Below are 26,311 nucleotides of genomic sequence, written 5' to 3' on the forward strand. Positions count from 1 at the left end.
CGGCAGACCAAGCACGGACCAGTCCGGCTTGTGCACCCGCCGGGCAAGGACGGCATCCCGTCCGGCGGCAAGGCGTTCGGAGCCGTGATCCGGTAACGGCGTCTCGGAGCGCGGCAGCGCCGCGGGGCCCCGTACTCCCGCTCGGGAGTGCGGGGCTCATGTGCATGTGGCTGCCGGTGCTGGGATGGAGGCGTCAGGTGTCGATGGGTCGCGTGTGGTTCCTCGGTGGTGAGCTTCCCACCGCCAGTTACACAACGTCATCATCACCGAGCGCTGTTGAGGCCCGTTCCGTTAACTCGCACGGCGTGTGCTGCCTGTAGGCAGGATCCCGTGCTGACTTGGAGCTGACTACGCAGCGTTGAACTAGGGCATCCGGCGCGCATCGCCCCGTTGCCGAGAGGATGGAAGGCGTTCTTCCGCGGATGTGGTTGCTCGAGGCCTCGAGGTGCGGCCCGGTGGATCGTCCGGCTCAGGGGCGTACGCAGCCTTCGCGTCGCAGGCGAGGTGATGCCATCTGTCCGTCCGGAGCGCTTACTGATGCCCGAGCCTCCATACGGCTGCCTGGACCGCCACTGCCCGTCGAAGGCGAAGACGTCCAGGCAGCCCTGCATTTTGGGCGTGGTGCGCATGTCGGATAGCCGGCGCGTGTGCGAGAAGCAGAATCAGCAGCCCTTCGCGCACTGAGCCTCAGCAACCGCACCGGATCATGAGGCGAAGGATAAGGACCTCGGACATCCGGCAGGGCGAAATCGATGCGCACCACACAGGCCTCTCCACTCGCCGCTCTCAAGTGCAGCAAGATTTGAATAGCCCAGAAGGGTGTCCGTTCGGCGTCCGAGGCGTCGGGCGCCGGCAGTTGCCGGGGACTGGTTACGGCATTCGAAGGCGGCAGCCTGACGCTGTCCGAGCCTGCCTGCTCTCGTCGTCCGCGATCAGGTGGGCCGCTTGCAGAACAGGCTTACTCTTCGGGCGAGTCCACGTCGTCCGTGTCCTCCTCGCCGCTCATGCCGTAAGACACTCCGGGAATCCCCTCAGCTCCGGAGTGACTGTTGATGGAAGAGCGGACAGTTGCGACGGGATATGTACGAACAGCGTCGGGCCGAAGGCACGGCACGACACGGTGACGGCCTGCCCGGTCACTGGCGCGTGCGCCGGTTCCGGCAGGGCGGGGGAGGGGAGGGCGGCAGCGTAGGCGGTCGATGCGGCGCCTGTGAGCAGGCCGATGCCGGCGGTGGCGAGGAGAAGGCCCGGCGAAGGACGGTGGAACGAAATCATGGAGCCGAGCATGCAGTCGGAAGGCGCCGCAGAGCAGCAGGGACACAGCGCCACCCCTCGAGTGAGTGACGCTCTGTCACCCGAGCAAGCACGTCACTGATCCCCCCGGCTCACTTGCCACGCCTGGCCGATCTCTTCCTGGCGCTGAGTGGCGCGTGCGTACGTCGGGGAGATTCAGCAGGCCGGGGCCGACGTGGGCCGACGTGACTTCGCCCAGGTGCGGGACCGGCTGAGCGAGTGGATGGACTCTCGGGCCCGGATCACCGGCGACGGGCCGGAGCCGCTGTTCGACGCGTCGGCCGGGTGACTGCGTGAGGGCCGGACAGCACGGGGACGGGCCGGGCGATGCTCACTGCTGTCCGGCCGCTCCACCACACAGGATCATTCCATGGCGTGACCGTTCACCGGGCGGCCTTGGGGGCCGAGTGGCGGTCCAGGACGGCTTCGACGATCCGCATGAGCCGCTCACCCGCGTCTTCGACGCTTCCGTTCTGGGTACTTACCTGGGCTCCTTCAAGGACGAAGGTGATCTCCGTGGCCGCCTCGTCCGGATCGGACATCCCGGCCCGGGCACACAAGTCAGTGAGCCGGCGCATCTGGTTGGCCTTGTGGGCTTCGATCAGCCGGCGCGCCGGGTGGGTGCGGTCGGGTAGTTCCGCGATGGAGTTGATGAACGGGCACCCCCGGTGGGAGATCCCGGGAAGTCCGTCGGCGATGAACCGGGCGATCCCCAGGATCTGTGCCCGGGGCTCGTCGGGGTGTGCCTCCTCCAACCGGTCGAACACAGCGGTGTAGTCGGCTGCCACGATGCGGAGCCATTCCTCGACCAGTGCGTCCTTGGTCGCGAAATGGCGGTACAGCGCCATCTTGGTGGTCTCGGCCCGGCCGGCGATGGCCTGGACGCCCACCGCCTTGATCCCCTCACGCGAGAAGAGTTCCTCCGCCGCGTCGAGGATCCGTTCCCGGGGCGGCAACTTGGCCACCCTGCTCTGCCTGCTGACTCTGTCCATGCTCGCCGTACGGCCCTTCATCGGTCCGGTGGGGGGTTGCACCGCCTGCCGTCAATGCTACGGTACCGCTCAGTCCCACACGATACCGCTCGGTATCTTGAGATACCGAGCGGTCTTGTCGGCTGGTGTCGCTTCCCCTGAATGGACGAATATGCAGCTCTCCGAGTACGTGAACTACGACGGCGTCGGCCTGGCTGACCTGGTCGCCCGCGGCCAGGTGACTGCCGCGGAACTCGCCGCGACGGCCCAGCTGGCGTCCGAGGTGGTGAATCCGCAGATCAACGCCGTCGTCGAGACCTGGCCCGCACAGGACACGCCGGCCCCCGGCAGCACGCCACTGGCGGGGGTGCCCTTCCTGATCAAGGACCTCGCCGTCGCCATGGCCGGCAAGCGAGTGGAACTGGGCAGCCGCCTCGCCGCAGGAAACGTCGCCGGGGCCGACTCATCACTCATGGCGCGCTTCCGCCGCGCCGGGCTGGTGACACTCGGACGCACGGCGACTCCGGAGTTCGCGTACAGCACCACCACGGAAGGCGTCCTGTACGGCGCCACCCGTAACCCCTGGGATCCCACTCGTAGCCCCGGCGGCTCCAGTGGCGGCTCGGGAGCCGCCGTGGCCGCGGGCATCGTCCCGATCGCGCATGCCACCGACGCGGCGGGCTCCATCCGTGTCCCGGCCGCCGGCAACGGTCTGTTCGGGCTGAAACCGACCCGCGGCCGGATCTCCATGGGCCCCGACGCGGACGAGGTCTTCAACGGGCTCGCAGTCCACGGCGTCCTCAGCCGCTCGGTACGCGACAGCGCCGCGCTGCTGGACCTCGTCCATGGCCCCGAGGCCGGTGACCCCTATTCCGCCCCGCGGCCGGAGCGGCCTTATGCACAGGAGATCACCCGTTCCCCGGGGAGCCTGAGGATAGGCCTCCTTACACAGCCCTGGGGCGGTCGGACCGCCGACGCCACCGTCGTCGACGCCACACTGCGCTCCGCACGGCTCACCGAGTCCCTGGGACACCGGGTGGAAGAGGTCCAGGTCGACCTCGGCGTCAGCTGGGAGGAATTCGTCCTGGCCAATGCCCGCCTCTGGAGCACCAATCTGGTGACGTGGATCGACGGCTTCGCCGCGGCCTTCGAGCGCCCCGTCGACTCCACCACCATCGAACCCGAGATGCTGGCCAGCTACCTATACGGACAGCAGGTCAGCGGGTCCGAGTTCGTCCACGCACTCGCGATGCGCAACAGCGTCGCGCGCGCAATCGGCAGGTACTTCACCGACTACGACCTGCTGCTCACCCCGAGCCTGCCCGAACTGCCCGTCCCCTTGGGTACGTACGCCGAGGGTGCCGAAGGCGCCGACGGTCTCGGCTGGGTCCGGCAACTCTTCCACCGCTCGCCCTTCACCGCCGCGTTCAATGTCGCCGGCACCCCCGCCATGTCCGTCCCCCTGGAGACCGACCCCGCCACCGGACTCCCCATCGGCATCCAGTTCGCCGCGGGATACGGACGCGAGGACGTCCTCTTCCGTCTCGCCGGACAACTGGAACGGGCCACTCCCTGGGCCCAGCGGACCCCCGCCGTGTGGGCGGGCAATCACCACAACGCCTGACGGTCCCCGCCCGCCACGACGACGGGCCCGAGCAGATGCTGCCTGGGCCCGCACCCGGCTCCAACCGTCCCACGCCCCGCAGATGCTCTGTACCTCGTAATCTCGTAGTGCGAGGCGGGGGCGCGGGGGCCGGGGGATACTCGCCCCCACGCCGTCGTAGACATCGAAGGAATGGTGGTCACGAAACCGGGCCTCGATGAGCTTGTCGGGCTCGCCGATCTCCTGATTGAGGTCCATTACCTCCTTCGCCAGCGTGTGCACCATCCGGGCGGCCAGCTTCTCCCTGGGAAGACTGGTGTGCTGACGATCGGCGGCCTCGCCGGCTTTCTCGGCGAGCTGGTCAGCACGGATGACGCTGCGGTTCCGCAGCCAGGCAGCCAAACGCTTTGTGCCGATCCGGCGGATGGCAACGGGTGTCTGGTAACCCATCAGCAAGATCAGCGGCCCGGTGTGATTCAAGTCCAGGACACGTTCCAGGGCGGGGAAGATGCCGTTGAGCTGGGCGCGGAGCCGATTGATGACGCGGGTGCGGTCGGCGACCAGGTCCAGGCATCGATTGGTGAGGATCCTGAGGTCGGTGACTGTCTCGTCGCTGACGCGTAAGGGGTGAAGGTCGCGGCGGACGCGGACCTGGTCGGCGGTGACCGCGGCGTCTTTAGCGTCGGTCTTGCCCTCGCCGCGGTAGCCCTCCGAGGCCCGGTGGATAGCCCGGCCGGAGATGTAGTGGACCGGTTGGCCGTGGTGGAGCAGGATCGTGACGGCCAGCGTGGCTCCGCCGTCGGCCAGATCGATACCCCAGGTCGCCTCGTCGCCCAGGGTGAGTACGTCGGCGAGAAGCCGGAGCAGTTCAGGCTCGTCGTTGGCGACGCGGCGTGACAGCAGCCGCTGGCCGCTGTCATCGGTCGCGACGCAGTGGTGGTGTGTCTTGCCTGCATCGATGCCGGCCCAGATCGTGGCCATGTGGTTCCTCCGTGCGGTGTGCTGCTGGTGGCTCCCACGGACGACCTCGCTGTCGATTCCCTACAGAGCGATCATTCGCAATTCCTAATTGGCAGCCGAGTCGTCGTGGGGCGTCGGGTGGCCAATCCGGGAGAGCCACAAGCGGCAGAAGCGTGAAAGCCACACCCGACGCCCCTGGGCGGGTCAACCATACGAAGGGCTCACCACGTCCCGCAGAACAACGAAGGGAAGCAGCGGACCCCACCGGCGGCCAGTTGGGCTCCCCGGACGTGGTGTACCGATCACGTTCGGTGATCGGCATGAGTGAGGCTGCCCGGCGTCGTACCGGCAGCGGAGCAGCGGTCGTCCCGGTGTGGGCGGCAGGTGTTCGTCGGGACGGTGTCCCGAACCGCATAGTGGACACGGCCGGCGGGCCAGGCCACCACCTCCAGGCTCTGTGGCGTCCCCTCCGGCCCGCGCCGTCGTCTACCTGCTGGTCCCGCACTCCTCGCGCCGCGCGACGATCCGCTCGCGACGTCGGCTCCACTCTTCCGCGCTCACGGAGTTCAGGTTGCAGCCCCGCCACGAACCATTGATGAACGGCGACCTCGTCATAGCCGTGTTGGTCGTCGGCCTGGTGGTGCGACAGCAGCTGCGCACCCGTCCGGTGCGGCGCATCGGCTCCCTGATCATCCCGGCGGTCCTCGGCGTACTGGGCGTCTCGGGGATTGCCTTCGGTATCGCCTCAGTAGTCAAGGACCGCCCGCTGGCAGCGTTGCCTGTCGTCCTCCTGGTGGCGAGCCTGGCCGTCGCGGCGGGCTTCGGCGCGGCCAGGGCGCGGACCGTACGAGTCTGGCGCGGCCCCCAGGGCGAGGTGCTGCGCAAGGGGACGGCGGCCACCACCGGGCTGTGGGTGGCCGCCGGCGGTGTGCACCTGGGGCTGGGCTTGTGGATCGACCACGCGGCCAGGGCCGGGGTGTTGGGGACCGCGTCGCTGTACGCGTACCTGGCGATCGGTCTGGGAACGCAGAACCTCTTGGTACGCGGGCGGGCCGCCGCGCTGTGACCTCACCCCGCCCTCGTTCACCTTGCCCGACTGGCGATGAGGCGGCTCGTGGCAAGGGTGCCTGACCAGCCGTCAGTGCGGTGCACCACCGCGCAACCCGTCAACCCCCAAGCCGCCCGTGGACCCACCCGGAACGCGCTCACCAGCACAAACGACCAGCGAGGCCCTCGCCGACGCAGGCCATCGCTGCCAACCTCCACACAATGGGGGTCACCTACCGGCACGCATGCCGCGAATGCGCGGCAATAGACGACACCGTCAAGGACCGCGGCAAGCCCTACGGGCCGCTCTGCGATCAGTGCCACACCGCCGGCGACAGGCGGGCCATCGACGACGGCGTCACCATGGCGCAAGCTCCACCGCCTGACTGCCCCAGGTGCGGGACCGCACAGGACCGATTCGCGACCTGCTACGGAACCTGGGTTCTTCCGAGGCCAAGGAAGAGATCCCTCCCGCGAGCGTCCCCGCTGGATACCGTTGGTTCATCACCGACGACGGCCGCGCCACCAACTGGGCAGGCCAACGTCCCGTCGACGCGATGTGCCGCATCGCCCACCGCCACGTCTGCAGCCACCGAACCCAGCCCGAGCACCTCGCCCCGATCTTCACGTTCATTTGGCTCCGCAACCGAGTCAACGCCGGCCTTCCCTACGAGTGACCGGACCGGGCAGCCGCTAGTCAGTAGAAGAACTGAGGCAGGTCGTCCAGCGATCCGGGGCCGGTGAAGAAACCTTCGGCAGCGGCCAGGTCTGCTCTGAACCGCGGGTGCAGGTCGTTGATCGCCTGCTCGGGGGTGCTGTCCCGCAGAGGGTCGCCGGGGGCGGCCGCGTTCATCATGCGGGCGGTGCCCAGAAGCAGCTCCTGCCAACGATCGCCCTGCTCGGCGAGCGCGTAGATGCCCGAGAGCAAGTCCGCCATACCGGCGGGACGGGCCAGGGCCCGTGGGTCCGTACCCGTCACCGGGGACAGCTCCCAGCCGCCGGCCCGGGCGGCGAGCCGGAGCGCACCGGCCCAGTTGCGGATGCGCCCCACCCGTACGTACAGGGACTCCCCCGTGTGCGGCGGCAGGGCGCCACCGTGCAGGGGATTGGTCGCCGCCACCAGGTCGTCCAGGACGCGGCGCTCCGTCTCGGTGAGCACCCACTCGCCGTCCTGCTGGGCACCGATGGCGGCGCTGAACCAGTCCTCGGCCGTAGCCAGGCGCGACGCGAAGTCGGCCGGATCGTGGCAGGCCGGACGGGAGGGGGCTGTGGTCATGCCGGACAGTATCGCCTGCTGTTCCCGAGCGGCCCTCATGCCCTCGGGGAAGGGGGCCGCCCCCACGGCACCTCCAGCGCCGCCCGCAGGGCGTCGACCGCCTCCCGGCCGATCCGCTCGGCGAGCTGCTCCTCCAGCCGCTCGAGGATGACACCGGCCTGCTGATGTGCGCGTTCCCCTTCCTCGGTGCGACGGATCAGCCGCTGCCGGGCGGAGGAGGGGTCGGGGGCCTGTTCGAGGAGGCCGGCGCCGACCAGGCCGTGCACGGCCTGGTGCGCGGTCTGACGGGTGACGCCCATGCGCCGGGCCAGCTCGGACACCGTGGTGCCGTGGTCGTCCAGCACGGCGAACAGCTGCGCCTGTGTCGGGGACACCGGCGTGGCCCCGGCCTCCTCCAGAGCTGTCAGCAGCCCCTCTTCGAACCAGCGCCGGGCGTCGCTGAACAGCTGGGGGAGGTTGCGGCGGGTGGACTGCATGGGTTCCTCACGGTCGGCTTGCCTGCCGACACCCTCTCATGTCAGGCTGCCTGACATTCGTGAGGTCGACCCGAGGAGCCCCGATGACCATCGAGTACGCCACCCGCTACCGACGTGCCTCCCGTATACCCGCCGACCCGGGCAAGCCCTACTTCATCGAGAAGGGCGAGGGGGACCGCGCCCATCTGTTCGGCGACCTCATCACCATCTACGCCGGCGGCGAGCAGACCGAGAACACCTTCAACTTCTTCACCGTCGAAGGCCCCAAGGGCGACCTCATCCCCGCCCACCTGCACCCCGACACCCACGAGGTCTTCTACGTCACCCAAGGCGCCGTACGACTGTTCGTCGAGGACACCGAAGGCAACCAGCAGGAGAAACTGCTCACCCCCGGCGACTTCGGCTTCGTACCCAAGAACTGCCCGCACGCCTACCGCATGGAGCGTCACCACAGCCAGGTCGTCGGCGTCGCCGCCGGCCCCGGCGGCACCTTCGAGCGGTTCTTCGAAAACCTCGGCGCACCTGCGGAAGAATTCGGCCTGCCGAGCCGTCCCGTCGTCCCGGAAGCCCATCGCTTCGCGACTGTTCCCGAGCGGTACGACGTGCGGTTCCTGCCCGACCACGAGTGGCGGGGCGCCGGTGAGCGGCTGTCTCGCGGGACGTCAGATCTGATAGGGCCAGACCGAGACTCGGTCCCGTTTCGTGGCAGGTGATCTCGCCGGCGGTTCTCGGTGCAGGCGATCGGTACTCTTTTCTCAAGGGGACTGGACATCAATGTGCTGATCACCGAATGGTCATGGCTGGGGGAAGCACCGCCCCGGGAGCGGCTGTCGCGGTTGAGGGATGCCTGGTACGCCGATGAGACGGGGCTGAGGGACCACGACGCGCCGGCCGTCGAGGGCGACTTCGAGTGGCCGCGCGGGCCCAACGGCACCTACTTCGCCGTCTACGAGTTCCTGCACACCTGCGGCTCGTTCAAGCCGCACTTCTGGGCCGGACAGCGGTGGGAGGCCGTCCGTGCTCAGGCCGACCTGCTGATGCGGACCCAATGGGACGCCATGCTGCTCGGGCTGATCCGGGAGGGCCCGGACGGTGAGGCGCAGCTCACGGATCCGGGCTTCTTCTGCGACGAGCCTGGCGTCTCTTACGGTCCGCTGGTCGCGCGGTCGCCCGACAGCATTCGGGAATTGGCCGCGACCTGGGAGCAGGTACGGCCTCGGCTCGGTGGGCTGCGCAAGGCCTTTGATGAACATGCCGCTGATCCCGACGGATGGGTCGGCGACTTCGACCGGTTCACCTCCCTGCTGGAGGACTGGGGCCGCGTCCTCACCGAAGCCGCCCGACGGGGCTGGGGCGTCGTAGGGCTGAGCGAATAGGGGTTCGGATTCGGGATGGCTTGCGCTTCGGGTCGGTGTTTGAGGGTGACATTGCCACCCCCTCATGATCGACTCGCGTCGGGTTGCGCCCAGTACGGGTGCACATGACGCAGTAAGAGGGGGGACGCGCCATGCGGAGCGCGCTGACACAGGCCGTGCGGGCCACGGCCGGACTGATATTCGTCGCAGCCACCGTGGCCTGCGTTTGGGAGCTCGCGAACGGGAAAGCGCCCGTTCCGCACACCGGGGTGCTGACGTGTGTCTGGGCAGCAGCACTCTTATCCATGGCGCGGCCCGTGTTGCTGCTGGTGTACCGGCGGGAAGGGCGTCGCCGGCACCGAAAGCGCCTGCACCACGACTCCGCCGCAGGCGTACCGCTGGAGAAGGACCTGAGCCGGCAAGCCCGGAGACGGCAGGAGCGGTTCGAGGAACTGCCCTCGTCCTCCGGCCCGGAGGGGTGGGTCAAGGCGCGGCAGGTCGCCATATGGGCGCTGGTGCTGCTGTGCTCCCTGACCGCCGCCACCTCCTCGTTCGGCCCTCCGGACCCGCCCGACACACAGGTCGCCGCGCTGCACGCGGCAGGTGCCGGCGTCTCCACCGCCACCATCGCGGAGAAGCCCCGGATCACACACCTGCACCACGGCGACGAGGACGACGAACGCATCGTCACCGGATACACCGCTGACCTGGTGCTCTCCGTACACGGTGGCCCCGACCGTCTGACAGCACCGGACACGTACACCCCACGCGAACCCCACACGGGCCAGGAAGTCGCCGTCCTGTGGGCTCCGGACGACCTCTCGCTGGGCGGTCACGTCGGCGGCCGCCAGGAGCTGCTGCGGTACGCGGCCGGGGACTGGGGCGATCCGGTGACGGACACGGTCATGCAGTGGGTACCGTGGGTGCTCTTCGCGATCGGCGTACTCGCGCTCGGGCTGCCGTTCTCCCTGATCCCGTACGGGAAGCTGCAGCGCCAACTCGCCTGGTCCCCCGTGGCACAGACGGCCCACGCCGCCGCGGCCCTCGTCCTGGCCGTCGGCGTGACACCCGACCTGGCCGGCTGCAGCGCCTCGGGGATAACGGCGGTGTGCGCCGCGCTGGCGCCGTTCGTCCTCCCGGTGACGTACTTCTGCACCGGCGGCTGGGCCCTGTCGCGGATGCCGAGCGTGGAGTGACCGCCCGCAGCCGGGTTGGCAAGCTCCATGCCCGGGCTGCGAAAGTCGTCGGCGCGTCGTAGGCCATAGCCACTCGTGAACGGCCTGGCGGTGCTCATGCCCCGACGGGTTCGGCCGTCCCGGCTCGGTGCTGGGCGGCGGCCAGTACGGGATAGTCGGTGTATCCGCTCTCTCCGCCCGTATACATCAGGCCCTTCTCCCGCACCGGGTTGAGCGGTGCGCCGATGCGCATGCGTTCGACCAGGTCGGGGTTGGCCAGGAAGGAACGGCCGAGCGAGATCAGGTCGGCTCCCGCGGCGAGCAGCCGCTCGCCCTCGTGCCTGCCGCCGTCGGCGGGCAGCGGTCCTCCCCACCCCAGCACCGGATTGGCGATCAACGTGCCCGTCCAGTTCTTGCGGATGTCCTGGAAGAGGGGCTGGTCCGGGTCGGCGAACACGACGTGCAGATAGGCCAGGCCGGCATCGGCCAGTGTGGCGACGAGCGCCGGGTAGATGCTCTCGGTGTCGCCCTCCTCTATGCCGTTGACGGTGAGCCCCGGCGCGATCCGCACACCTACCCGCTCGGGGCCGATCGCGTCGGCGACGGCTCGTACCACCTCGACGACGAACCGGATGCGCCCGGCCACCGAGCCGCCGTAGGCGTCGGTGCGGTGGTTGGTGCCCTTGGCAAGGAACTGGTGCAGCAGATAGCCGTTGGCGGCGTGCACTTCCACGCCTTCGAAGCCCGCGTCGACGGCTCGCCGGGCCGCCGCGGCGAAGTCGGCCACGGTGGAGTCGATCTCGTCGACGGTCATCTCACGGGGCACGACGGCGACCTGGTGTCCGCTGGGCGTGAAGATCGTCTCCGGGAGCGGGACCGGCGAGGGTGCGACCGGCGTGTGCCCGCTGTTGTCGGGGTGGCCGACCCGGCCACCGTGCTGCAACTGCAGGAACATCCGGCCACCGGCGGTGCGCACGGCGTCGGTGACGCGTCGCCATCCGGCCACGTGCTCCTCGTTGTGGATCGCGGTGATGTTGGGGTAGGTCTGCCCCACGGCGTTCGGCGTGGAGGCCTCGGCGATGATCAGCCCCGCGGAGGCGCGCTGGGCGTAGTACGTAGCCATGATCGGCTGCGGGACGCCGTCGGCCGTAGCGCGGTTGCGGGTCATCGGCGCCATCACCAGGCGGTTCGGCAGGCCCAAGGCGCCGAGGCGGGCGGGCTCGAAGAGGCGGGAGGGACGGGAGTCAACTGGTGCGTTCGTCATGCCGGTACGGTAGAAAGTGACATCGGTGTCAGGTTCAAGTCCTGAGTCGGCATGCGAGGTGGGAATGCGGATCGGTGAACTGGCTCGGCGCAGTGGGGTGAGCGAGCGTTCGCTGCGCTATTACGAGACGCAGGGGCTGTTGAGGGCCGAGCGTACTCCGGGTGGCCAACGGCACTACGGCGAGTGGGCGGTCGACCGGGTCATCCGCATCCAGGCGCTCTACGCCGCGGGGTTGAACAGCAAGAAGATCGCGCAGTTGCTCCCCTGCATGCGTGATGCGGACGGCGCCCCGAACGAGATGGCCACGCCACTGCTGGTCGACGAACTCACCGCGGAACGCGACCGCATCAATCGAATGATCAACGACCTGATCCGCTCCCGCGACGTCTTGGACGACGTCATCGACACGGCCTCGGCCGGAGTGCACGCCTCCGCCATCTCACCGTGACCGCATCTCGGTGAGCTTGGCCGCTTGCCCCCGGCCATCCGGAGCGTGATGTCGAAAGACGCCGCACGGCTCCGACTCCCTGTCGAGGCGCCCCCGGGCGGAACCCGACACAAGGAGCAAGGACATGAAGTACCTCCTGATCATGCAGGTCAACCAGGAGATCCTCGACGCCCTCCCGGAGGACGAGCGGAAGCTCATCATGGACGGCCACGGCGAGTTCATGAAGACCGTCCAGGACTCGGGGGAGTTCATCCTCACCCAGGCGCTCGCCGCCCCGGCGAACTCGACCGTCGTCACCGGCACCGGCGGCACGCCCACGGTCACCGACGGGCCGTTCATGGAGGCCAAGGAGTTCATGGGCGGCTTCTACCTGATCGACTGCGAGAGCAAGGAGCGCGCGATCGAGATCGCCAAGCTCATCCCGGACACCCGGATCAAGGGTCTGTCGATCGAGATCCGCCCGGCGATGTTCACCTGCGGGGCCGATCTGTGAGCGGTCGCCCGTGAGCGAGGAGATCGAGGACCTGCTGCGCGACCTGGCGCCGCGGGTCCTCGGCACGCTCGTCCGCCGGCACGGGCAGTTCGAGGCCTGCGAGGACGCCGTCCAGGAGGCGCTGCTCGCGGCGTCGGTGCAGTGGCCGGAGCAGGGTGTGCCGAGCAGGCCCGCGGGCTGGCTGGTCACGGTCGCCGGCCGCAGGCTGACCGACCACTGGCGCAGCGAGGCGGCACGCCGGGAGCGCGAACTCACCGTCAGCATGGAGCCGCCGCCGCACGACGACCCGTCCCGGCACGTCGACGACACGCTGCGCCTGCTGTTCCTGTGCTGCCATCCGAAGCTGTCGGCGCCCTCGCAGGTGGCGCTGACGCTGCGGGCGGTCGGCGGCCTCACCACGGCCCAGATCGCGCATGCGTTCCTGGTACCGGAGGCCACCATGGCGCAGCGGATCAGCCGGGCGAAGCAGACGATCAAGGGCGCCGGTTTCCCGGACAGCCCCGAGCGGCTGCCGGCGGTGCTGCAGGTGCTGTACCTGATCTTCAACGAGGGCTACACCGCCACCTCCGGGCCCGACCTGCAACGGGTCGAGCTGGCCACGGAGGCCATCCGGCTCGCGCGCGAGGTGCACCGGCTGCTGCCGGACGACGGCGAGGTCGCCGGGCTGCTCGCGCTGATGCTGCTCACCGACGCCCGGCGGCTGGCCCGCAGCGCGGACGGCGCTCTGGTGCCGCTCGCCGAGCAGGACCGCGGCCTCTGGGACCGCGCGCGGATCGAGGAGGGCGTCGCGTTGGTCTCCGGCACCCTGCGCAAGGGTCCTGCCGGGCCGTACCTTCTGCAGGCCACGATCGCCGCGATCCACGACGAGGCGCCGTCCACCGAGGAGACGGACTGGGCCGAGGTACTGATCCTCTACAAGATCCTGGACCGCACCGCGCCGAACCCGATGGTCACCCTGAACCGCGCGATCGCGACCGCGATGGTGCACGGCCCGGCCGAGGGGCTGGCCCTGCTCGCCACGCTCGACGGCGACAAGCGGGTCGCCGGCCACCACCGGCTGCACGCGGTGCGCGGGCACCTGCTCGACCTGGCCGGGGAGCACGATCGGGCCCGCGAGCACTACCGGCGGGCCGCGAGGCTCACGTTGAGCCTGCCGGAGCGGGAGTACCTGCTGCGCAGGGCCTCGCGGTGAGTGCACGGGCACGGGCTGTCCATGCGGCCGCAGGTCCTCCGATGTCGGCCCGCTTCGGGTTGTCGTGGGCGTCGTAGAGGATGACGCTGTAGCCCTCGCCTCCGGACTGGGTATGCGGTACGTGCCAGCGCAGCCGCCAGCGGCCATCGGCGCCAGCCGGCCGGCTGTTGTCGCTTCCCTGCTTCGCGGGAGCCGGTCCCGGTCCCGGTCCTGGTCCCGGCGATGCGTCATCCGAGCTCTGGGGCGTGAGCACGACCCGGTACGTGCAGATCTGCCGGACCGTGTAGGCACGTCCCTCGACCGTCAGGCCCCCATGAGGCGCTACGGTCCAGTGCTGCCCGTCCCTGCGGTCGGCGGGCGTCACGCCCTCGGCCAGCACGGCGTTGCGGGACGTACCGTCCGAGTGCGCCTCCGCGTGCGCGACCGTCGCGCCCCCGGGGAGCCGTGCGATTCCGCCCCTGAGGATCCGGATGCCTTCGATTCCCGGGCTCCCGTCCTTGTCCCCGTCGTACAGCGGACCCTTGTCCGGGGGCGGAGGGGGAGCCGCTTCGATCCGGGCGGTGGGAGAAGCCGGAGAAGTCGCGCTGCCTGCCCCGGCGGTGCCGCAGCCCGTGACGACGACCAGGAGCGTACAAACGCCGACGGCGACGAAGAGTCGCTCGCACTTCACCGGTGGGACCGTCCCGCCCGACGGCGCAGTCGGCCATAGAGGATGAAGGCATCCATGGCCGCGAGCAGCCCGCCGACGGTCCAGGCATGGCCGGACGACAGCCCGTTGACGTCGTTGCTCAGCCTCGTCGCCAGCCAATCCTCCGGGTCCACCACCAGCGTCACGTGCCGCCCCGGCTCGAAGTCCTCGTCACACCCTTGCGAGTCGTCGATCCTGTAGGTCAGATTCCGCCCGGAGTCCGACCGGATGACGGTGCAGGTGTGCCCCGTACCGTGCCTTCTGTGATAGCTGCTGATGTCGGCTATCACGGCCTCGTACCGGGTTCCGCGCTGATCCAGTACATAGTCGTCCAACGCAGGCCCGACGAAGAGGGCGAAGGTGAACCCGAGGACTGCCACACACGTGCCGGGCCCCGCACCGCACAGTGCCCCGGCCACGACCAGGACGAGCATGAGGACAACGACGCTGCCCATCAACAACAGGGTCGACCCGCCCTGGTTGAGCCACCCGCAACCCGCCAGGATCAGGGGCGTGAGGACCACAAGACCGAGGGTGACGGGCCACCTGCGCGACGCCTTGGGGCTGTTCAGCCCCACCCCCTTCATCGGCGGGCCACTCGTCTCCGTCCTCACCGGCTTCACTTCCTTCCCGGGCTGTTCGAACTTTTGATCAATTTGATCAAGGGGACATCCTCATCGACACGACGCCTGAGAAAAAATCTCGCTGGGGGCGAGCAGGGCGTACGCCGCGGGGCCTTCGTCGGGCGTCACTCACGACCGGCCCCCGCCCCCGATCGTGTCGGCGGGTGCGAGCGTGTGCGCGAGCAACGCCGGGTGCAGGCAATACCCCTTGCGGGTGAGTCGCCCCCTCGGGGGTGATCGAACGACCCGCCACGCGCCTCGATCCCTGGCGCGCCATGGGCCGCCACCCCGCATCGAACATTCATCTGGCGATTCGCTCGGCCTCCGCTGCCGGAGGTGTGGAACCGGACGGGGCCGAGGCCATCCACGTGCAGCCACATGTGGATGAGAGAAGGTTCGGTCTCCGGGGAGTGGTGCCAGGACGTTGTCACCTGTAGGAGGCGCCTGCCGACCAGGTTCTCAGGGCGGATCATCCGCTGATTCTTCCGCGATTGCCCTTATCGCCCGGCTTCGTCGGCGAGAGTGTGCTGTCGCAAGGCAGCGGATGGTCGCTATCCGCAGTCGCCCAGAACGATCCCCGACCCAGCGGACGTGTACGCGGCGTACAGCTGGATCAGCTCGACCGGCATGGTCAGCACCGTGAGCCACATGCACAGCTGCACGCCGACGTAGGTCACCAGTGGCGGCCACGTCTCCACGAGGCGGGCGCCGTACCGCCGGCGGACCTCCTTGGTGAGCAGCACGCAGATGAACAGTGTGGCTATGCCGAGGACCAGTCCGCCCCACGCGGCAGCGTATTCCGCCTTCGGGAAGGGCATGTGCCGGCATGCCTCACGCTGCCGGTCCACCCATTCATTTTCGATGTCATCGGTGCTCAGGGAAGTGACCAGACCGGCAACGCTTATGAGCGGCATCAACAATGTCGTGATCACCATGCCGGGCGTGACGGGGCGCTGCTGCGCGGCGTCGTCGAGCACATCGGAGGCGGGAGAAGTAACCATCAGTACCCATTCGGTTCTGGCGGCCGCTCTACCCGGGGAATGGTCATGGGTCCGGGCAGTCCGCGGGTGGATCGTCGGTGCGCAGGTGCAGGCTCAGTTCTTTATGGCGTTGCTGATCCTCTCCTGAGCGAGCCGGACGGCGGAGCTCAGCTGGTGGGAGCGGGAGCAGGACGCGCGTCAGAGAGGGGGCCGGCCGGCCAGAGGGCGTCGGGGAAGACGGCCTCGTCGGAGTCGGTGTCGGGGATGAGGGTGGTGAGCATCTGCTGGGCGGTCTTCGCGTGGTCGGCGGCGCGGGGCAGCATGACGCTTTCGTAGGCGTCGAGGGCTTCGTCGATGGTGGGGTGGTCGATGACGGCTTGGGCGAGTTCGGCGCCGTCGAGCAAAGCGAGGTTGGCGCCGACGCCGACGGGCGGCATCAGGTGGGCGGCGTCGCCGAGCAGGGTGATGCCGCGTACGCGCTGCCAGGAGTGGGGGGCAGGGAGGACGTACATGGGCCGGTTGATGAAACCGCCCTCGTTGTCGCGCAGGATGTCCAGCAGGCTCTCGTGCCAGCCCTGGTACTGGGCGAGGAGGCGTGCACGTACGGAGTCGGTGTCGGCGAGGTCGAGGCCGGTGTGCCACTCCTGGGGGCCGCGGAAGGTGATGTAGGCGCGGACGTGTCCGTTGCTGTTGCGCTGCAGCACCAGGCTGCGGCGACCCGCCTTGGCCGACATGGTGCCGCGACCGACCAGGTGGGCGATGCCGGGGTGACGGTGGTCGACGTCGTCGAAGTGGGCTTCCACCATCGTGACGCCGGCGTAGAAGGGTTGGGCGTCGGAGAGCGCGGGGCGTACCCGGGACCAGGCACCATCGGCGCCGATGACCAGGTCGAAGTCGTCGAAGCCCTCGTCGGTGCGGTTGCGGTGGTACAGGCGCGCGGGGCCGTGGGGCAGCGGGGTGACGGCCCTTACGGAGTGGCCCCAGCGGACCGTGCCGGGGGTGAGGGAGTCCAGCAGGAGCGCGCGCAGCTGACCACGGTCGATCTCGGGCCTGCTCAGGTCGCCCTCGCCGGCCTGGTCATGGCGCATCAGGTTCGCTCGGCGGTCGTACAGGCGCCACTCCTGGCCCTCGGGCCGGGACAGGGCGAGGAACTGGTCGAACAGGCCGGCTGCGCGCAGGGCCGCCTGGCCGGTGTCTTCGTCGATGTCGAGAGTGCCGCCCTGAGAACGGGAGTGAGGAGCGGCCTCGTGCTCGAAGACCGTGACCGGCACGCCGTGCTGCTGTAAGACGCGCGCGCAGACGAGGCCGCCGAGGCCGGCACCGGCTATCGCGATGCGGGGGGTGGTGGACATGAGGGTCACGCTCCGTTCGACGGTTGAAAAGGGTGCTGGTGGTGACGTCGGTGACGCCCTGTTCCGGGCAGAGCAGCGCCTCGAGTTCCGGCAGCTGAGTGCCAGTCAGGCGTACCTGCACCACAGAAACACAGCCGCTCCAAAAGTACAACCGCTCTGCTTTTGGATCCGATCGCCCTTGCGATCGACTCCCCTCGAACGAGTAGGGTGGAGCGCATGGCTGAGACAACGACAGGACGCCGCGAGCGCAAGAAGGCACAGACCAGGCAGGCCCTGGCGGATGCCGCGGTGCGGCTGTTCACCGAGCGCGGCTTCGACAACGTCGGTGTACGCGAGGTGGCCGAGGCGGCCGACGTCTCGCTGAGCACGCTCTTCAAGCACTTCCCCAGTAAGGAATCCCTCGTCTTCGACCTGGACGCGGACGTCGAGAGCGCCCTCATGGCGGCCGTTCGCGACCGGGCCCCCGGCCAGTCGGTGCTGCATGCCCTGCGCGATCACATGGTGCGCACCCGTACCGCCGTACGGACCGACGACCCCGTGTTCGTCCTCGTCGAATCCACCCCCGCGCTGCGGGACTACGCCCGGCGCATGTGGTCGCGCCACGAGAAGGCACTGGCCACCACCCTCGCCGAGGCCACCGGGCTCACCGAGGACACCCCCGTCGTCACCGGCCTGGCACGCTTCGCCCTGGAAGCCCCCAGCATCGCCCGCGCGAGCGACGACCCGGCCCGCACCATGCGCGACTTGTTCACCCTGCTGGAACACGGCTGGGCCACTACCCCCGTGGCGCGACAGGAGGACCGCCCCGGCCGGGTACGGCGCACGGATGGGGCAGGGGTAGGGGAAGAGGGGGGCGGATGACGGCCCCCAGGGCCTGAGCCGGCCGTCGGCTGTCGTGCGCCGGCCCAGGCCCGGTTCGCCTCGTGGCTACCGAGTCACGGCACTATCGTCCAGCGCTGACGGACGTCGTCGCTACAGATCGCGATCGCCACGTAGGCAGCCTCCCGCGCCGCCGGCACCAGGCACAGGCGGCCTCGTTGCGGAAGCGGAGGGTGCCGTCGCCGTAGGCCTCCGCCTGCCAGCGGTGGCCCGTACCGTCCGTCTTACTGCCGCGGCCGGTGCAGTCGTGCAGCACGGAACGCTCGCCGGGACGGGGCTGGACGCTGTCCAGGATGTCGACGCACTGTCCGCTGCCGAATCCCCTGAGCCGTACGAGGTTGTCGCCGCTGCCGGCGTACTGGACGTCCTGTCGCTGGGTGTTGACGTTGTTGTGCCCGCGGGTGATTCAGTGGGGTGCCGTCTCGACTGCCCCCGCCGAAGGTGTCCAGGTAGAGGCCGTTCCACGCACGCAGCCGAACCCGCCCGTCACTGTCCTCCCACGCGCGCTCGGGCACCGCGCGGGAGTTGTCCCACCACTGCTGGGCGGTTCATCGTTGCACGGGAAGGCCACGACCGACGTCTCGTTCCCCGTGCCGGTCAGGCACAGCTGCGGGTAGCGGGGAGTTGCGCCGGCGCAGCGGGCCGCCGGGCGTACCCAGGTCGTCGCGGTGCCACTGGGCCTCGGGCGACTCGCACGACAGCATGAGGATGGGGGACACCGGCATGAACGGATTGACTCCGGGGCACGCCTCGCCGGCGGCGAGGGCGGCGCGGTCCTTGAGGGCGCCGGACGCGGCTCGGGGGCTGTTGCAGTGAGCGAAGCGGTACCAGTGCCCCCGCACGGTGCCCACACGGAACCACTGCCGGGCGTTGTACGCCTGCAGGCGGGTGGTCACACGGCCGCTGTTGCCCGGAACGTCGAGGGCCAACCCGGTCCGGGCGTTCTCGAGGGCTGAGGAGAAGTTGTGCACCGGACCGTCGGGCGCGGCCGGTACGGGGCTGGGGGCCGGTTCGAACTGGACGGGGTGGTGGTCCGAGCCGCGCCCCGCGGGGATGGCCGCGTTGAAGCGGGGTGTGCCGCGTGTGATCGCGTAGTTGAGTTCGCCGCCCCGCTGGTGGGTGGAGCGGTGGGGTCGGGCCAGTTGTTCGTCGGGCCGCAGGTGGAGGGTCTGCTCCCGGGCCTGCCGGTCGGTGCGGTTGCGGATGTCGAGGTTGAAGTCGCCGACCATGACCCAGTTCTCGCCGGCCCGGGTGGCGGCACGGATCCGCCTGAGCAGGGGGGCCACGTCCGCGCGGGCGTGGGTGGCCACCGCCAGGTTGACCCGGCCGCCTCGCCAACGGTCCCGTCCCGTGGTGCTGTCGCGCTGCGGGTCGGTCTGGAGGAAGTACACGTGGCGGGTGTGGTGGCGGTACCGCCACACCGTGTGGTTCACGTGGTCCGGCAGGCCCGCCGGCAACGGGCCGGGAATGCGGATCGACTCACCGACGCCGTGGCGCTGGTGCGCCGCGGCGGGCGGCCCGCTGCCGGCCTCCTGCAGGGCGACCACCTGGTGGCGCATCGTCAGTGGGCCGACTTCGCCGTTCCAGCGCAGCCCGTGGTCGGAACCCTGCATGTTGTAGGTGGCGAACGGCAGGCCGCCGGATGGCGGGGCCGCCGGCGTCGCCGGCCGGTCGTCCGCCCGCGCCGTGGAGCCGCCCGGCCCGGGGGCGGCACAGACCAGCAGTCCGGTCGCCAGCAGCACGGAGGTGAGAGCCGCCGTCAGCCGTGATGTGCGTGGTCCGGAGCGGGCCTTGGCGCGGGGCGGTGGTAACGGTAATCGCATCGTGGTCTCCTTGTGGAGCGATCGGGTACGAACAACCGCAGGAACGATCCGTTCACGTCGATCCGCGCCACACGCCCGCCGGTATGACCGGATGCCGCTCAGGCTTCGCTGTGAGAGCAGGCTTCGCTGCGAGAGGCCGCCTTGGCGGCGGGGTCCGGGGCGCTGTGTCGGGTGAACGCCCACAGTACGAGCCCGAGGCAGCTGAACGCGGCACCCAGTGCGCATACGGCGCCCCAGCCGGCCACTGTGTAGAGGGAGGTCGCGGCGACGGCGCCGGTGGCGCTGCCGATCGAGTAGAAGACCATGTATCCGCCGATCAACCGGCTGCCCGCGTCCGGGTGCAGCGCGTAGATCAGGGTCTGGTTGGTGACATGGACCGCCTGCACGGCGAGGTCGAGAACGATCACCCCGACGACCAGGGCCCACAGCGAGCCGCGGGTGAAGGCCAAGGGCAGCCACGAGGCGGCGAGCAGTGCCAAAGCGATGCCGGTGGTGTGCCGGGAGAGACCGCGGTCGTTCAGGCGGCCCGCCACGGTCGCGGCCAGGGCGCCGGCGACACCGATCAGCCCCAGCGCCCCGATCGCGCTGTGGGACAGGAAGTACGGGGCCTCGCTGAGCGGCAGCGCGACGCTGCTCCACAGGGTGCTGAAGGCGGCGAAGATCAGCAGACCGAACAGGGCCCGGTGCCGCAGCAGTCGTTCCCGTGCGAACAGGGTGATCGTGGAGCGCAGGAGCCGGCCGTAGCGCAGAGTTGTCGGCGGAGCGTCACTGTGGCGCGGGAGCACTCGGTACAGGACCAGGGCGAGCAGAGCGGTGAGCGACGCCGAGGCGATGTAGACGGAGCGCCAGCCCGCGAGATCGGCCATGAGGCCGGATGCCGTGCGGGCGAGCAGGATTCCGCTGACCACGCCGCTGGTGACCAGGCCGACGACCCGTCCGCGCCCGGCGGGAGGGGCCAGCGATGCCGCGAAGGCCACCAGCGTCTGCGTGACGACCGCGAGAAGCCCCATCGCTGCCACGCCCGCGAGCAGGATCGCCGCTGTGGGGGCGGCGGCTACCGTGGCCAGCGCCACCACCAGGAGCAGCAGTTGGGCCACGATGAGCCGTCTGCGGTCGACCACGTCGCCCAGTGGTACGAGGAAGAAGAGTCCCAGCCCGTATCCGACATGCGTGAGGGTGACCACGCTGCCGACCAGTGCCGGGCTCATGGCGAGGTCGTGGCCCATGGTGACCAGGAGCGGCTGGGATAAGTAGACGTTGGCCACCGCGGCTCCACAGGCGACGGCGAACAGAACCACGACGCCACGGGACAGGACGAACGCGGAACCTTCCCCGCTTCCTCCACTTCCCCCGCTTCGGGCCTCGGCCTGTCGTGTCACAGCCTCCACAGCCTCGCCGTTGCCGGGCATCGGCACCCCTCCGCGCATCTGATGTCAACTCTGGTTTCATCTTGCTACCAATAACGACGGCGACGGTAACCGCTCTTGGTAGCATGTTGCAACCGTCGTGAGAGGGAGTGAGGGACGCCATGGTGAGCAGAACGCGCTTCGACGACAGCGAATGTCCCGTCGCCCGGTCGGTGGACGCGATCGGCGACTGGTGGTCCCTGCTGATCGTGCGGGACGCCTTCGACGGAAGCCGGCGCTTCGGCGAGTTCCAGCGCAGCCTCGGCGTAGCGAAGAACATCCTCACCGCGCGCCTGCGCACCCTGGTCGCCGGCGGTGTCCTCGAATCCGTCCCCGCCTCGGACGGCAGCGCCTACCGCGAGTACGTACTGACTCCGAAGGGCAAGGCCCTCTTCCCCGTCATCGTGGCCCTGCGGCAGTGGGGCGAACAGAACTTCTTCGCCCCCGGCGAATCACACTCAGAGTTGGTCGACTGCCGACAGGGGCGTCCCCTCCGTGCACTGGAAGTCCTGTCTGCGGACGGGCGACTACTCAACCCTGACGACACCACGGTCCACAAGGTCTCCAGCCAGTGAACTGAGCAGGCGTCCGGACGCCGAGCTGGAACGGCTGCTCGCTCTCGGCGCCAGGCCCGTCGACATCGGCCAGACCGGCACCGAGAACTGGCACGTCCTGGCCGATCCGGAAGGCAACGAATTCTGCCTCCTGCGCGCCCGGCTCCAGCCCCTCAGCGGCGCCGCCGACTGAGGGTACTCAGTTTGAGCGGGGCCTGAGCAGGTCCTCGACAAGGGCGTCCACCAGGCCGCGGGGAATAGCCGATCCCGTCAGGGCGCAGTAGACGATCGGGCCGACAAGGGCGTCGATCGTGGCGTCGGGGCCGAGCCTGGGCGAGACCTCGCCGGCGTCGATTGCGCGCGCGAACATCTCTCGTTCTTGGTCACGGCGTGGGCCGAGATAGCGCTTGTGAAAGCTCTTGGCCGTGTCGGGATCGTGCTGCGCCTCGGCGATGAGCACGAGCAGGACCTTGCCGGCAGGGTCGCCGGCGAGGAATCGCGCGAGGTCGCGAAGGTAACCACGGATGCTCTCCGCCGTGGGCTTCTCCGTCGGGACGGGAAGGCGTTTGTCGCTGTCTTCGATGAGCGTGTCGAGGAGGATCTCGACCTTCGAGGGCCACCAGCGGTAGATCATCTGCTTGGCGACGCCGGCGCGCCGCGCGATTGCCTCAATGGTCAGAGCTCCGAAGCCGTGCTCGACGAGCAGATCGTCTGCGGCATGAAGCACAGCGAGACGTGCGGACTCGTCGCGCCGGTTCCCGGAGCGCGGCCTGCGGGGCTGAGGGCTGGCTGCGGGCATGCGGGACGCCTTACCCGTCAGCGGTCCCCGCGGTCTTGTTTAGACGCAACGGCGCGTCTAGTCCAAATTCCCCAACCGCGAAGGAGTGAGCGTGTCCGCCACGTCCAACCGCAAGGCCCTCGTCATCGGAGCCTCTCGAGGGGTTAGGGCTCGTCCTTGCCAACGAACTCGCCCGACACGGTTGACGAGTTATCGCCACGACGCGTCAGAGAGGCGGCGAACTGCAAGCGAATGCCGATGCCTGGAACGGCCGGCTGAAGGTCGAATCGCTGGAGATGACAAGCTCCGAAGAGCTAGCCGCGCTGCGCGAGCGTCTGGAAGGCGAAGGCTGTCGACTCGATCTGCTCTTCGTCAACGCTGCGATCGACCGAGGAAACCAGCCGATCCACGAGGTTTCGACCGACATGTTCACCGAGGTGATGATCACCAACACGTTGAGCCCGCTGCGCGCCCTTGAGGCTCTTCGCGGACTCGTCGTGCCCGGCGGAACCGTCGCGGTCATGTCCTCCGACCAGGGCAGCATCTCGCGGAACACCGAGGACGGCTATGAGCTCTACAAGGCCAGCAATGCCGCGCTCAACCAGCTGATGCGCAGTTACACCACCCGCCATGCCGACGACGGACACACCAAGCTGCTCATCGACCCCGGCCACAATCAGACACAGCTCGGCGGACCCGACGCACCGCTCACCCCCCAGGGGAGCATCCCGGCCGTCGTCGACGTCCTCGAAGCGCAGACCGGCGCCCCCGGCCTGCAGTTCTTGGACCGCCACGGCGAGACCGTCCCGTGGTAGAGCTGCAGACCGAAGCGCTGGTACTGCGCTCCCCTCCTTACGCTGCTGGCAGAGCGAATCGGACACCGCACAGGCTCACGACCAGGTTGTGGAACGGGTTCACGCATACCTGTCTCCCAGATAGACAGCGCCCCGGTCCCGACCGGCTGCCAAGACGTCGGCGATGACGGTCGGCAGGCACGGCGGCAGTGTGCGCAGTCCGGGGAGCTTGTCGAGAGCGACCCATTCGACGCCGACCTGCTCGAAGTCCTCGGCGGGCCCGCCGAGGACCGAGGGCTCGTGGAGGATGCGACACCGGAACATCGCCTCGACCCGATGCCCGGTGCCGGACATCATCTGGTGGCCGTCGGGGTGGTCGGCTTGGATGTACTCGCGCACCACCGCCAGGTCCTCGGCCTTCACGTAGCGACGCGGAAGCCCGTAGCCCGACCGTGTGACGTGCCCGGACGAATACGGCTGCGTGGCGCGCCGGTCTGTGCCGCCCGTGACGCAGGGTGCTTTGGTCTGGGGGGCCGGGTGTGCGACGGCTCTCGTGGCCGTCCTGGCGGCCGGCCGGCTCCCGGCCTTCCCGTGTGTGTCGCCCGTTCGGCGTGCGTGCCGTCCGAAACGCCGAAGGAGAGATCGTGGTGCCAGGAAGTGTCGACGAGAGCCGCGGGACGGTGTCCGCGCAGCTTCTCAGGGGCCAGAAGGCGCTGGTGACCGGCGCCAATTCGGGCATCGGCCTGGCGACCGCCGTTGCCTTGGGCCGGGCCGGAGCGGACGTCGTGGTGAACTACGTCGTCGGTGCGGACGAGGCCGAGAAGGTCGTGGCGCAGATCAAGGGCTTCGGGGTTCGCGCCTACGCCCACGAGGCCGACGTGTCCGACGAGGACCAGGTGGTCGCCATGGTCGCGCGGATGGTCGAGGAGTTCGGCACCATCGACATCATGGTGGCCAACGCGGGCCTGCAGCGGGACGCGGCCGCGACGGACATGACGCTCGCCCAGTGGCAGAAGGTCATCGACGTCAACCTGACCGGCCAGTTCCTCTGCGCGCGCGAGGCCGCCAAGGAGTTCGTACGGCGCGGGGTGGTGCCGGAGGTGTCCCGTTCGGCCGGGAAGATCATCTGCATGAGCTCGGTCCACCAGATCATTCCGTGGTCCGGGCACGTGAACTACGCCTCCTCCAAGGGCGGCGTGGGCATGCTGATGCAGACCCTCGCCCAGGAGCTGGCCCCGAAGGGGATCAGGGTCAACGCGGTCGCGCCCGGCGCCATCCGCACACCGATCAACCGCGACGCCTGGTCCACCCCCGAGGCCGAGGCCGAGCTGCTGCGCCTCATCCCGTACCGCCGCGTGGGCGACCCGGACGACATCGCCAACGCCGTCGTCGCCATGGCGTCCGACCTGCTCGACTACGTCGTGGGCGCCACGCTCTACGTCGACGGCGGCATGACGCTCTTCCCCGGCTTCGCCACCGGCGGCTGATCGCCGATGCAGGATCACGTCACGCCCCGCCGGGTGGTGATCCTCGGCGGGGGCTTCGCGGGGCTGTTCGCCGCCCGCGCCCTGCGCCGGTCACCGGTCGCCGTGACCGTGGTCGACCGCCGTGCCCACCACCTCTTCCAACCCCTGCTCTACCAGTGCGCCTCCGGAATCCTGTCCGAGGGCCAGATCGCGCAACCGCTCCGCGCGGTGCTGCGACGCCATCACAACGTGCGCTGCCTGCTCGCCGAAGCCACCGACGTGGACGTCGAGGCCCGGCTGGTCCACGCCCGGCGACCGGACGGCGGCGCCGTCGAGCTGCCCTACGACGACCTGATCGTCGGAGTCGGCATGCGCCAGTCCTACTTCGGGCACGACGAGTTCGCCGCGCACGCCCCCGGCATGAAGACCCTGAACGACGCGCTGGACATCCGCCGACGGATCTACCAGGCGTTCGAGACGGCCGAAGCGGCCGCGGACGCCCGGGAACGGGAGCAGTGGCTCACCTTCGCGCTCGTCGGCGGCGGGCCGACCGGTGTCGAACTGGCCGGACAGATCAGGGAGATCGCGGGCCACACGCTGGACCGGGAGTTCCGGACGATCGACTCCGCCCAGGCCCGGGTGCTGCTCTTCGAGGGGGCCGACGAGGTGCTGGGCGCGTTCGGCCGCCCCCTGGCCCATCGTGCGGCCCGCACGCTGCGGAGCCTCGGCGTGGAGCTCCACCTGGGCACGAAGGTCACCGCCGTCGACGCGCACGGCCTGACGGTTCAGGGCCGGGACGGTGCGACCACCCGGTTCGCGGCGCGCACGGTGCTGTGGACGGCCGGGGTCGAGGCGCCGCCCATCGCCGCCGCGCTGGCCCGGGCGACCGGCGCCACGCAGGACCGGGCCGGACGCATCGTCGTCGAACCCGACCTCACCGTCCCCGGCCACCCGGAGATCCGCGTCACGGGCGACGTGATGAGCCTGAACAAGCTGCCGGGCCTGGCCGAGGTCGCCATGCAGTCGGGCTCCTACGCCGGCCGGGCCGTACGTCACGCGGTGGAGGGCAGGACGAAGCAGCCGAAGCCCTTCAGGTACTGGGACCTCGGCAGTGCCGCCTACATCTTCCGCGGCCGGGCCGTCGTCAAGGCCGGCCCGCTGCACCTGTCGGGCGCGATCGGATGGCTCGTCTGGCTCTTCGTCCACCTCGCCTTCCTCACCGGATTCCGCAGCAGGCTGGGAGCGGTGCTCAGCTGGTCCGTCGCCTTCGCCACCAGCTCGCGACGCGAGCGCGCCTTCGCCTGGTCCGACGCCGAGGCCGACGCGGAGGCCGACGCCGGTGCCGGTGCCGGCACGCCGGCCTGCCCGGCGCCCGGGCGGAAGGCGTTCCCGCCACCTCCCTGACCACGGAAGGC

At 69.6% G+C, this 26,311-nt stretch carries 26 protein-coding genes and 3 pseudogenes; 16 read left to right on the plus strand and 13 right to left on the minus strand.

Going from position 1 to position 26,311, the window contains the following annotated elements; translation table 11 throughout:
- Positions 1-1,002 precede the first annotated feature (1,002 nt).
- Together IE182_RS18925 and IE182_RS18930 are read right to left on the minus strand one after the other, a co-directional pair.
- Positions 1,003-1,275, minus strand: a complete 273-nt coding sequence (locus IE182_RS18925) for a hypothetical protein (RefSeq protein WP_190111044.1) — start codon at positions 1,273-1,275, stop codon at positions 1,003-1,005.
- A 401-nt stretch (positions 1,276-1,676) separates the two neighbouring features.
- Positions 1,677-2,285, minus strand: coding sequence for a TetR/AcrR family transcriptional regulator (locus IE182_RS18930; protein WP_190111045.1), 609 nt, complete (start codon positions 2,283-2,285; stop codon positions 1,677-1,679).
- Between the two features lie 151 nt (positions 2,286-2,436).
- Here IE182_RS18930 and IE182_RS18935 point away from each other — a divergent pair, with 151 nt between their 5' ends.
- Positions 2,437-3,888, plus strand: coding sequence for an amidase (locus tag IE182_RS18935; RefSeq protein WP_190111046.1), 1,452 nt, complete (start codon positions 2,437-2,439; stop codon positions 3,886-3,888).
- Between the two features lie 159 nt (positions 3,889-4,047).
- Here the strand turns inward: IE182_RS18935 and IE182_RS18940 are convergent.
- Positions 4,048-4,848 (minus strand): annotated as a pseudogene (locus tag IE182_RS18940) (IS110 family transposase); the annotation flags it as partial.
- A 574-nt stretch (positions 4,849-5,422) separates the two neighbouring features.
- Between IE182_RS18940 and IE182_RS18945 the strand changes: the two are divergent.
- Both IE182_RS18945 and IE182_RS32810 read left to right on the plus strand, forming a co-directional pair.
- Positions 5,423-5,893 (plus strand): hypothetical protein, encoded by a 471-nt coding sequence (locus IE182_RS18945; RefSeq protein WP_190111047.1) that lies wholly within the window; start codon positions 5,423-5,425, stop codon positions 5,891-5,893.
- A gap of 376 nt (positions 5,894-6,269) precedes the next feature.
- Positions 6,270-6,551 (plus strand): DUF6083 domain-containing protein, encoded by a 282-nt coding sequence (locus tag IE182_RS32810; RefSeq protein WP_373303583.1) that lies wholly within the window; start codon positions 6,270-6,272, stop codon positions 6,549-6,551.
- Between the two features lie 20 nt (positions 6,552-6,571).
- Here IE182_RS32810 and IE182_RS18950 read toward each other — a convergent pair whose 3' ends face one another.
- Together IE182_RS18950 and IE182_RS18955 are read right to left on the minus strand one after the other, a co-directional pair.
- Positions 6,572-7,150 (minus strand): hypothetical protein, encoded by a 579-nt coding sequence (locus tag IE182_RS18950; protein WP_190111048.1) that lies wholly within the window; start codon positions 7,148-7,150, stop codon positions 6,572-6,574.
- A 35-nt stretch (positions 7,151-7,185) separates the two neighbouring features.
- On the minus strand, positions 7,186-7,626 hold the full coding sequence (locus IE182_RS18955) for a MarR family winged helix-turn-helix transcriptional regulator (protein ID WP_190111049.1): 441 nt from the start codon (positions 7,624-7,626) through the stop codon (positions 7,186-7,188).
- A gap of 83 nt (positions 7,627-7,709) precedes the next feature.
- On the opposite strand from IE182_RS18955, the gene IE182_RS18960 reads away from it, so the two are divergent.
- The 3 genes from IE182_RS18960 (at position 7,710) to IE182_RS18970 (ending at position 10,177) form a co-directional block, all read left to right on the plus strand.
- Positions 7,710-8,339, plus strand: coding sequence for a quercetin 2,3-dioxygenase (locus IE182_RS18960; RefSeq protein WP_190111050.1), 630 nt, complete (start codon positions 7,710-7,712; stop codon positions 8,337-8,339).
- 63 nt (positions 8,340-8,402) lie between these two features.
- The gene (locus tag IE182_RS18965; protein WP_229844933.1) at positions 8,403-9,002 is read left to right on the plus strand and encodes a hypothetical protein; all 600 of its coding nucleotides are present in this window, start codon (positions 8,403-8,405) and stop codon (positions 9,000-9,002) included.
- Positions 9,003-9,286: 284 nt separating this feature from the next.
- Positions 9,287-10,177 carry a hypothetical protein gene (locus tag IE182_RS18970; protein WP_190111051.1) on the plus strand — a complete coding sequence of 297 codons (891 nt, stop codon included), beginning with the start codon at positions 9,287-9,289 and terminating at the stop codon, positions 10,175-10,177.
- A gap of 94 nt (positions 10,178-10,271) precedes the next feature.
- On the opposite strand, the gene IE182_RS18975 is transcribed toward IE182_RS18970, so the two are convergent.
- On the minus strand, positions 10,272-11,420 hold the full coding sequence (locus IE182_RS18975) for an alkene reductase (RefSeq protein WP_190111052.1): 1,149 nt from the start codon (positions 11,418-11,420) through the stop codon (positions 10,272-10,274).
- A 64-nt stretch (positions 11,421-11,484) separates the two neighbouring features.
- Here IE182_RS18975 and IE182_RS18980 point away from each other — a divergent pair, with 64 nt between their 5' ends.
- The 3 genes from IE182_RS18980 to IE182_RS18990 all read left to right on the plus strand — a co-directional run bounded on the left by IE182_RS18980 (position 11,485) and on the right by IE182_RS18990 (position 13,553).
- Positions 11,485-11,868: a MerR family transcriptional regulator gene (locus IE182_RS18980; protein WP_190111053.1), complete on the plus strand. Its 384-nt coding sequence runs from the start codon at positions 11,485-11,487 to the stop codon at positions 11,866-11,868.
- Between the two features lie 124 nt (positions 11,869-11,992).
- A complete protein-coding gene (locus IE182_RS18985; protein WP_190111054.1) occupies positions 11,993-12,361 on the plus strand; it encodes a YciI family protein in 369 nt (122 codons plus the stop codon).
- A 10-nt stretch (positions 12,362-12,371) separates the two neighbouring features.
- Positions 12,372-13,553 carry an RNA polymerase sigma factor gene (locus IE182_RS18990; RefSeq protein WP_190111055.1) on the plus strand — a complete coding sequence of 394 codons (1,182 nt, stop codon included), beginning with the start codon at positions 12,372-12,374 and terminating at the stop codon, positions 13,551-13,553.
- A gap of 666 nt (positions 13,554-14,219) precedes the next feature.
- On the opposite strand, the gene IE182_RS18995 is transcribed toward IE182_RS18990, so the two are convergent.
- Positions 14,220-14,765, minus strand: coding sequence for a hypothetical protein (locus IE182_RS18995; protein ID WP_190111056.1), 546 nt, complete (start codon positions 14,763-14,765; stop codon positions 14,220-14,222).
- Between IE182_RS18995 and IE182_RS19000 the strand changes: the two genes are divergently transcribed.
- Positions 14,755-14,892 carry a hypothetical protein gene (locus IE182_RS19000; protein ID WP_190111057.1) on the plus strand — a complete coding sequence of 46 codons (138 nt, stop codon included), beginning with the start codon at positions 14,755-14,757 and terminating at the stop codon, positions 14,890-14,892. The two genes, IE182_RS18995 and IE182_RS19000, sit on opposite strands and share 11 nt — an antisense overlap.
- A gap of 523 nt (positions 14,893-15,415) precedes the next feature.
- On the opposite strand, the gene IE182_RS19005 is transcribed toward IE182_RS19000, so the two are convergent.
- Entirely contained in the window at positions 15,416-15,865 is a 450-nt protein-coding gene (locus tag IE182_RS19005; RefSeq protein WP_190111058.1) for a hypothetical protein, read from the minus strand.
- Between the two features lie 146 nt (positions 15,866-16,011).
- Complete coding sequence (locus IE182_RS19010) at positions 16,012-17,196, minus strand: FAD-dependent oxidoreductase (RefSeq protein ID WP_190111059.1); 1,185 nt, start codon at positions 17,194-17,196, stop codon at positions 16,012-16,014.
- Positions 17,197-17,412: 216 nt separating this feature from the next.
- On the opposite strand from IE182_RS19010, the gene IE182_RS19015 reads away from it, so the two are divergent.
- Positions 17,413-18,057, plus strand: a complete 645-nt coding sequence (locus tag IE182_RS19015; protein WP_190111060.1) for a TetR/AcrR family transcriptional regulator — start codon at positions 17,413-17,415, stop codon at positions 18,055-18,057.
- Positions 18,058-18,623: 566 nt separating this feature from the next.
- Here the strand turns inward: IE182_RS19015 and IE182_RS19020 are convergent.
- Together IE182_RS19020 and IE182_RS19025 are read right to left on the minus strand one after the other, a co-directional pair.
- Positions 18,624-19,898 (minus strand): endonuclease/exonuclease/phosphatase family protein, encoded by a 1,275-nt coding sequence (locus tag IE182_RS19020; RefSeq protein WP_190111061.1) that lies wholly within the window; start codon positions 19,896-19,898, stop codon positions 18,624-18,626.
- Between the two features lie 98 nt (positions 19,899-19,996).
- Positions 19,997-21,307 carry an MFS transporter gene (locus IE182_RS19025; protein ID WP_190111062.1) on the minus strand — a complete coding sequence of 437 codons (1,311 nt, stop codon included), beginning with the start codon at positions 21,305-21,307 and terminating at the stop codon, positions 19,997-19,999.
- 119 nt (positions 21,308-21,426) lie between these two features.
- On the opposite strand from IE182_RS19025, the gene IE182_RS19030 reads away from it, so the two are divergent.
- Together IE182_RS19030 and IE182_RS19035 are read left to right on the plus strand one after the other, a co-directional pair.
- Complete coding sequence (locus IE182_RS19030; protein WP_190111063.1) at positions 21,427-21,879, plus strand: winged helix-turn-helix transcriptional regulator; 453 nt, start codon at positions 21,427-21,429, stop codon at positions 21,877-21,879.
- Positions 21,880-21,886: 7 nt separating this feature from the next.
- Positions 21,887-22,051: pseudogene (locus tag IE182_RS19035) on the plus strand (VOC family protein); the annotation flags it as partial.
- A gap of 6 nt (positions 22,052-22,057) precedes the next feature.
- On the opposite strand, the gene IE182_RS19040 reads toward IE182_RS19035, so the two are convergent.
- Complete coding sequence (locus tag IE182_RS19040; protein ID WP_190111064.1) at positions 22,058-22,657, minus strand: TetR/AcrR family transcriptional regulator; 600 nt, start codon at positions 22,655-22,657, stop codon at positions 22,058-22,060.
- A 91-nt stretch (positions 22,658-22,748) separates the two neighbouring features.
- On the opposite strand from IE182_RS19040, the pseudogene IE182_RS19045 reads away from it, so the two are divergent.
- Positions 22,749-23,451, plus strand: a pseudogene (locus tag IE182_RS19045) (SDR family NAD(P)-dependent oxidoreductase).
- A gap of 99 nt (positions 23,452-23,550) precedes the next feature.
- Here the strand turns inward: IE182_RS19045 and IE182_RS19050 are convergent.
- Positions 23,551-23,853: an NUDIX hydrolase gene (locus tag IE182_RS19050; RefSeq protein WP_190111065.1), complete on the minus strand. Its 303-nt coding sequence runs from the start codon at positions 23,851-23,853 to the stop codon at positions 23,551-23,553.
- Positions 23,854-24,077: 224 nt separating this feature from the next.
- Between IE182_RS19050 and IE182_RS19055 the strand changes: the two genes are divergently transcribed.
- Together IE182_RS19055 and IE182_RS19060 are read left to right on the plus strand one after the other, a co-directional pair.
- Positions 24,078-24,917, plus strand: coding sequence for an SDR family oxidoreductase (locus IE182_RS19055; protein WP_190111112.1), 840 nt, complete (start codon positions 24,078-24,080; stop codon positions 24,915-24,917).
- Positions 24,918-24,923: 6 nt separating this feature from the next.
- Complete coding sequence (locus IE182_RS19060) at positions 24,924-26,300, plus strand: NAD(P)/FAD-dependent oxidoreductase (RefSeq protein ID WP_190111066.1); 1,377 nt, start codon at positions 24,924-24,926, stop codon at positions 26,298-26,300.
- The last annotated feature ends 11 nt before the right edge of the window (positions 26,301-26,311 follow it).

This window comes from Streptomyces cinnamoneus, from assembly GCF_014650495.1.
Taxonomy (GTDB): Bacteria; Actinomycetota; Actinomycetes; order Streptomycetales; family Streptomycetaceae; genus Streptomyces; species Streptomyces cinnamoneus.